We start from the raw sequence: 5,464 nt of genomic DNA, 5'->3' as shown, positions 1-5,464 counted from the left end.
GTTGATGGACCACTTCTTAAATTCACATTTGTTCCTTGTATATATGCGACACCAATTGCGCTTCCATCACTATTGCTCGTCTTTACAAAATTAATGTACGAAGGATCATTATACACCCATTGTCCATTTCCTAAGTCTAACCATCCGTTACTTTCCTGATATACAACATACGATTCTGGGGAGTTTAGTTGACGAATAACTGAAGAAGACGTTGATGGACCACTTCTTAAATTCACATTTTTCCCAAGGATATAAGCAATCCCCTTCGTTTGTGGTGTTGGCTGAGGATTTGGAGGTTGTGGATTTGGAGGATTCGGATTTGGAGCTACTCCAAAAATAGCTGCTATTCCGTTTGCATATGCTTGACTTAAATCTTCAATAAATTGTGGGTTTTTCAATAAATTAGCATCAAACGTTGTATCAATAAAAGCAGTCTCAGTTAAAATTGCATCCATTGCAGTCTCTCTTAGTACCGCATAATTTGCTTTTTTTGCTCCTCGATCACGAAGGCCGTATTTTGTTAATACAGGATTGACTGCTACATGCATTTTTTGTTGCTTTTCATATGCGGAACTACTATTAGATAGCGCATTGTAAATATAACTTTCAAATCCAGTGCCACCGCCACTATTAATGTGAAATGAGATAAAATAATCCGCACCAAATGAATTAGCAATATTAGCACGTTCTGATAAAGAGATAAACACATCACTATCACGTGTCATTTTAATATTGATTGGATAATTTGCAGATAAAATATCTCGCACACGTCTAGCAATTTGAAGTGTTAACTCTTTTTCCACTAACCCATTACCAACAGCACCAGAATCATATCCACCGTGCCCTGCGTCTATAACAAGTTTCATATATCTTTTTCGTTCCTTTCTTTATTGTAATAAGCTTTCATTTCTACTCGTCCTATTTTATGTTAATTGTACAAGTTCCGTTACAAATACAAATTAAAACCCCCCTTATGTAAGAGGGTTTCTATCACTTTTTTTTAACCAATTTAAAATGAATATGTATGATTGATAGTGGATGTAACGTACGCAAAATAAAAGAAATAAAAGAAATATTCCAACGCCGCTATATAGCAAACCAAACTTCAAAAAGATGTTCAAAAGAGGCGGGAAATGAGATGCGTTTTGTAATACAAATAACATGCAAAACAAAATTACAAACACAGGTATATATTGTAATTCATATGGCCTTCTCTTCTTATACATTTTTTTTCGAATGAAAATCTGGCATAACTCTGCTACAATAAAGCAACTTCCAACTAATGCAAGACCAGCAGTCATTGTCATACGTTCACCTACCCCATATTCATTTTATCAAGTAATCAATATTCACTATATTTTCTTTACATATATTCCATTTTCATCAATAAAACCCGATCCCTCTATGAAAGATGTAGCTTGTTCCGTAAACATCTCTTGCAATACTTTTATTTCTTTCACATTTCTCTGTTTCATCATTTCTTCAAATGTAAAATACGTATTTGTCCCATATCCATAACCTTGATAATCAAAATGAATAATTAACTGTGACAAAATAGCACTCTCTTCTTGAACGCTATAATCTATTACACCAATATATGTATCATCAACTTTTACACAATACTGAACCTTTTTCTCATCTAAGCTGTGTGAGTGAAACATTTCCTTTACAGCGCTTTCATTTTCTATATTTACTTTCTCAAACGTAATCATATGTTGTCCATCCTTTTACTATTATTGTATCAATAATAAATGTAATTTATGAAAAAAACCTTAAGATCGAATGCGACCTTAAGGTTTTTTATTAAACTAAGCTATACGCACGCTTTGTTTCTTCGTGGAACTTATTCGTATCGTATTTATGCTCAACATAAATTTGATGCCATACCATAAACGCAAGTACAGTCCAAATTTTACGGCTATAATCGCCTTTATCTGCACAATGTGCTTCCAGTAAGTTTAATACATACTGTTTTTCGATTAAATGCTCTGTTTTACTTTCGTTTATAATATTTATAGCCCAGTCATGCATTTCGTCTTTTAACCAGTGACGAATTGGTACCGGGAATCCAAGTTTTTTACGATCTAACACGTGATCCGGAACGATTCCGCGTGCTGCTTCACGTAAAATAGCTTTCGTAGTTCCGTTAGCGATTTTAAATTCTGTCGGAATTTTAGATGCTACGTCAAATACTTCTTTATCTAAGAATGGTACACGAAGTTCTAATGAGTTTGCCATCGTCATTTTATCAGCTTTTAATAAAATATCGCCGCGTAACCATGTGAACATATCAATGTACTGCATTTTACTTACATCATCATAATCTTTAATTTCGTTATACAATGGTTTCGTGATATCCATATAGTTAACACTTTCATCGTAATACTTCATTAATTCAGCTTTCTCTTCTTCACGGAAGATTTTCGCATTTCCATAGTAACGCTCTTCAATTGGCGTACATCCACGCTCTAAGAAGCTTTTTCCTTTAAACCCTTCTTTAAGAGCACCACTTAATGCTTTTAGAACACTCTTTCCTGGGCTAGGAATGTAAGAAAACATTTTTAAAGAGTTTGGCTCACGATAAATGTTATATCCACCAAATAGCTCGTCTGCACCTTCACCAGAAAGAACAACCGTTACATGTTTACGCGCTTCTTTCGCAACGAAATACAATGGTACAGCTGCTGGATCCGCTAAAGGATCATCCATATGCCAAATAATTTTTGGGAACTCATCCATAAATTCTTGCGCTGTAATGAATACGTTATGGTTTTTAACTCCTAATTTCTCAGCAGTTTCTTTCGCAACATCAACTTCACTGAAACCGCGTTGTTCAAAACCAATAGAGAATGTTAATAGATTTGGATTCATTTCTCTTGCGATAGAAGCAATAATAGATGAATCGATACCACCAGATAAGAAAGAACCTACTGGTACATCACTACGCATATGTACTTTTACAGAATCGTATAGTACATCACGAATTGCTTGGATATGCTCCTCTTTCGTTGCGCTTGAAGCGTTGAAATAAGGATTCCAGTAGCGATGGATTTCCATCTCTTTACCGATTTCTTTTACGAAGTAATGACCAGGCTCAATTTTGTTAACATCAATTGTTAATGTTTCTGGCTCTGGACCATATTGGTACGTAAAGTAGTGTTGTAATGACTTTGGGTTTACCCCTTTGTCTTCCAATACATGCATAATACTTTTCTTCTCAGATGCGAAGAATGTAGTATCACCTTGTTGTGCGATGTATAAAGGCTTAATACCGAAGTGGTCACGTGCACCGAAAAGTTTCTTTTCTTCACGATCCCAAATCATAAATGCGAACATACCACGAAGGTAGTCTACACATTTTTCTTTCATATGTGCATACAATGCAATAATAACTTCTGTATCAGATTGTGTAGCAAAAGTTGCACCTTTTTCAAGTAACATTTCACGTAGTTCTACATAATTGTAAATTTCACCATTAAAAATAATTACATATCGATCATTTTCATAAGTTAGCGGCTGATGTCCTGCCTCTAAGTCAATGATACTTAAACGGCGGAAGCCAAATTGTACATGTTCATCACGAAAATATCCTTCGTCATCTGGACCGCGGTGGAAAATCATCGTGTTCATATTTTCAAATTGATGTTTTTCTGTTTCTGAAAACTCTCTAGGGTTTTCACATAAACATCCTACAAAACCACACATACTTCTTACCCTCTTTCAGTTTTCATTCTGTCTCAATACTACTATATCAACCCTATTTATACTAGCATAATCAACTGAATATGGCGACCAAAAACTATAAAAAACTCACTCCATTTCACATTTTTAACATTTTTTTATGAAAACATGAAAACTAGGCACTCACCTTTCTCCGCTTTTGTCATATGATATTGCAAATTGATTTCTAGGAGGGAATACCATGAGTGAAGAAAAAAAAGATTCTTCTCGCCCACCGGTTCGTAATTATTTAAAACAAATTGATGACTTTTTCGAACAAACACCTCTTCGTGGCGTAATTGCTGATTTAAATCATTTTTTCCAAAAAGGAAACCGTTTATTAACATTCCCAGTAGATTTATACGAAGTTGGTGACGAACTCGTCGTTACAGCCGAACTACCAGGTATACAAAAAGAACAAATTCAAATTGAAATACAAAGCGAGTACTTAAAAGTCTCTGTAAAAGAAGATATACTTGAAGAGACAGAAGAAGAACAAACATCTCATAACTATTATCGCCGAGAACGTTCCATTTCGGAAGCGTCAAGAATTATTAAGTTACCATATTTAATTAATAAAAAAGCAGCGAAAGCTTCTTATCAAAACGGTGTATTAGAAATTCGTGCAACGAAATTGCCACAACAGCATGACATTTTATCCATAGACTAAAAGACAAAAAAAGAAGGGTGCTAAGCACCCTTCTTTTTAATCCACTAATCGCTTCATATCACGTATAATATCTTCGTATGGCGTATTACTAATGCCACTATATTTTTTCATAACTTTTCCATTTTGATCGATTAAATAAAAAGATGTACCGTGTATTACTTGCCCATTCTCTGGTTTATCTACAAGCGATTGGAAGTTATCTTTTGAAAACTTTGTAATATCCTCTAGTGAATAACCTGTTAACAAGTTCCAGTTACTTGTATCTTCTGTAAACTTTTGAATGAAAGCTTTCAAATTTTCTGGCTTATCAAGGTCAGGATCTACACTAAACGAAACAAACTGAACATCTAATTTCTCTTCCTTAGCCATTTTTTGTAATTTAGCCATATTAGCAGTCATTGGCGGACAAACCGTTTGACAGCTTGTAAACATGAAATCAGCTACCCAGACTTTCCCTTTTAAATCTTTTGTACCAAACGGCTTTCCTTCTTGATTTGTAAATTGGAAAGTTTCTAAATCCCAGTTTAACGGTTTACGTAATTTTGATCCTGAACTGCTACAGCCTGCAAGTACAAAGAGACAAAATACAACCATAAGACCAATTAACTTTTGATACTGCTTCATTATTAAACCTCTTTTCTCTTCCCTTAATTTATGTAAGTTATGTACATCATAACAAAAGTAAATACTACGAGAAAATTGTTTACTTCATTTGTTCACGAAATCGTACGATTTTACGTATGTTACTTCTTTATTTTAAGCTAATTACTAGACAAAATATATTTTACTACTATTATTTCTCTAAACATTATTTGCGAAACAAAGTTCATTGTTAAATTTGTAAATACCTCCCCCTATTTTTTTACAATTACTTAAACATTAATCCATGTTAAACACTGTTTTCCTTTACAACATTTCGGTACAATACAACTACAACGATTTTAAATGAGGTGATGTTCATGTCTAAGCGCTATGAAAATATGGATAATGTAAGTACAAAAAAATCAATTCGCTCCTTCTTACGCTGGCGTAAAGAGAGAAAGCAAAACAAAAAAGATTTTTCTTTCCTAGTAG

At 34.1% G+C, this 5,464-nt stretch carries 6 protein-coding genes and 1 pseudogene; 2 read left to right on the top strand and 5 right to left on the bottom strand.

The genetic code is table 11. The annotated features are described in order from the left end of the window. The 4 genes from KI356_RS21995 to asnB all read right to left on the bottom strand — a co-directional run. On the bottom strand, positions 1-866 hold an 866-nt coding region (locus KI356_RS21995), incomplete at its 3' end, for an N-acetylmuramoyl-L-alanine amidase (RefSeq protein ID WP_212936445.1). Positions 867-971: 105 nt separating this feature from the next. Continuing rightward, the gene (locus tag KI356_RS21990; protein WP_128279910.1) at positions 972-1,307 is read right to left on the bottom strand and encodes a hypothetical protein; all 336 of its coding nucleotides are present in this window, start codon (positions 1,305-1,307) and stop codon (positions 972-974) included. 45 nt (positions 1,308-1,352) lie between these two features. Further along, on the bottom strand, positions 1,353-1,712 hold the full coding sequence (locus KI356_RS21985; protein WP_212936444.1) for a GNAT family N-acetyltransferase: 360 nt from the start codon (positions 1,710-1,712) through the stop codon (positions 1,353-1,355). Positions 1,713-1,803: 91 nt separating this feature from the next. Next, on the bottom strand, positions 1,804-3,705 hold the full coding sequence (gene asnB, locus KI356_RS21980) for an asparagine synthase (glutamine-hydrolyzing) (RefSeq protein ID WP_128279908.1): 1,902 nt from the start codon (positions 3,703-3,705) through the stop codon (positions 1,804-1,806). A gap of 217 nt (positions 3,706-3,922) precedes the next feature. Here asnB and KI356_RS21975 point away from each other — a divergent pair, with 217 nt between their 5' ends. Then, on the top strand, positions 3,923-4,390 hold the full coding sequence (locus tag KI356_RS21975) for an Hsp20/alpha crystallin family protein (RefSeq protein WP_002119002.1): 468 nt from the start codon (positions 3,923-3,925) through the stop codon (positions 4,388-4,390). Positions 4,391-4,426: 36 nt separating this feature from the next. Here the strand turns inward: KI356_RS21975 and KI356_RS21970 are convergent, their stop codons facing one another. Then, on the bottom strand, positions 4,427-5,014 hold the full coding sequence (locus tag KI356_RS21970; RefSeq protein ID WP_128279907.1) for an SCO family protein: 588 nt from the start codon (positions 5,012-5,014) through the stop codon (positions 4,427-4,429). Between the two features lie 335 nt (positions 5,015-5,349). On the opposite strand from KI356_RS21970, the pseudogene KI356_RS28740 reads away from it, so the two are divergent. Continuing rightward, positions 5,350-5,464, top strand: a pseudogene (locus KI356_RS28740) (MBL fold metallo-hydrolase); the annotation flags it as partial.

Origin of the sequence: Bacillus hominis (assembly GCF_018332515.1) — a bacterium.
Lineage (GTDB): Bacteria > Bacillota > Bacilli > Bacillales > Bacillaceae_G > Bacillus_A > Bacillus_A hominis.
Note: the sequence above shows the minus strand (reverse complement) of the source record. Positions and strands in the feature narration are given on the sequence as shown.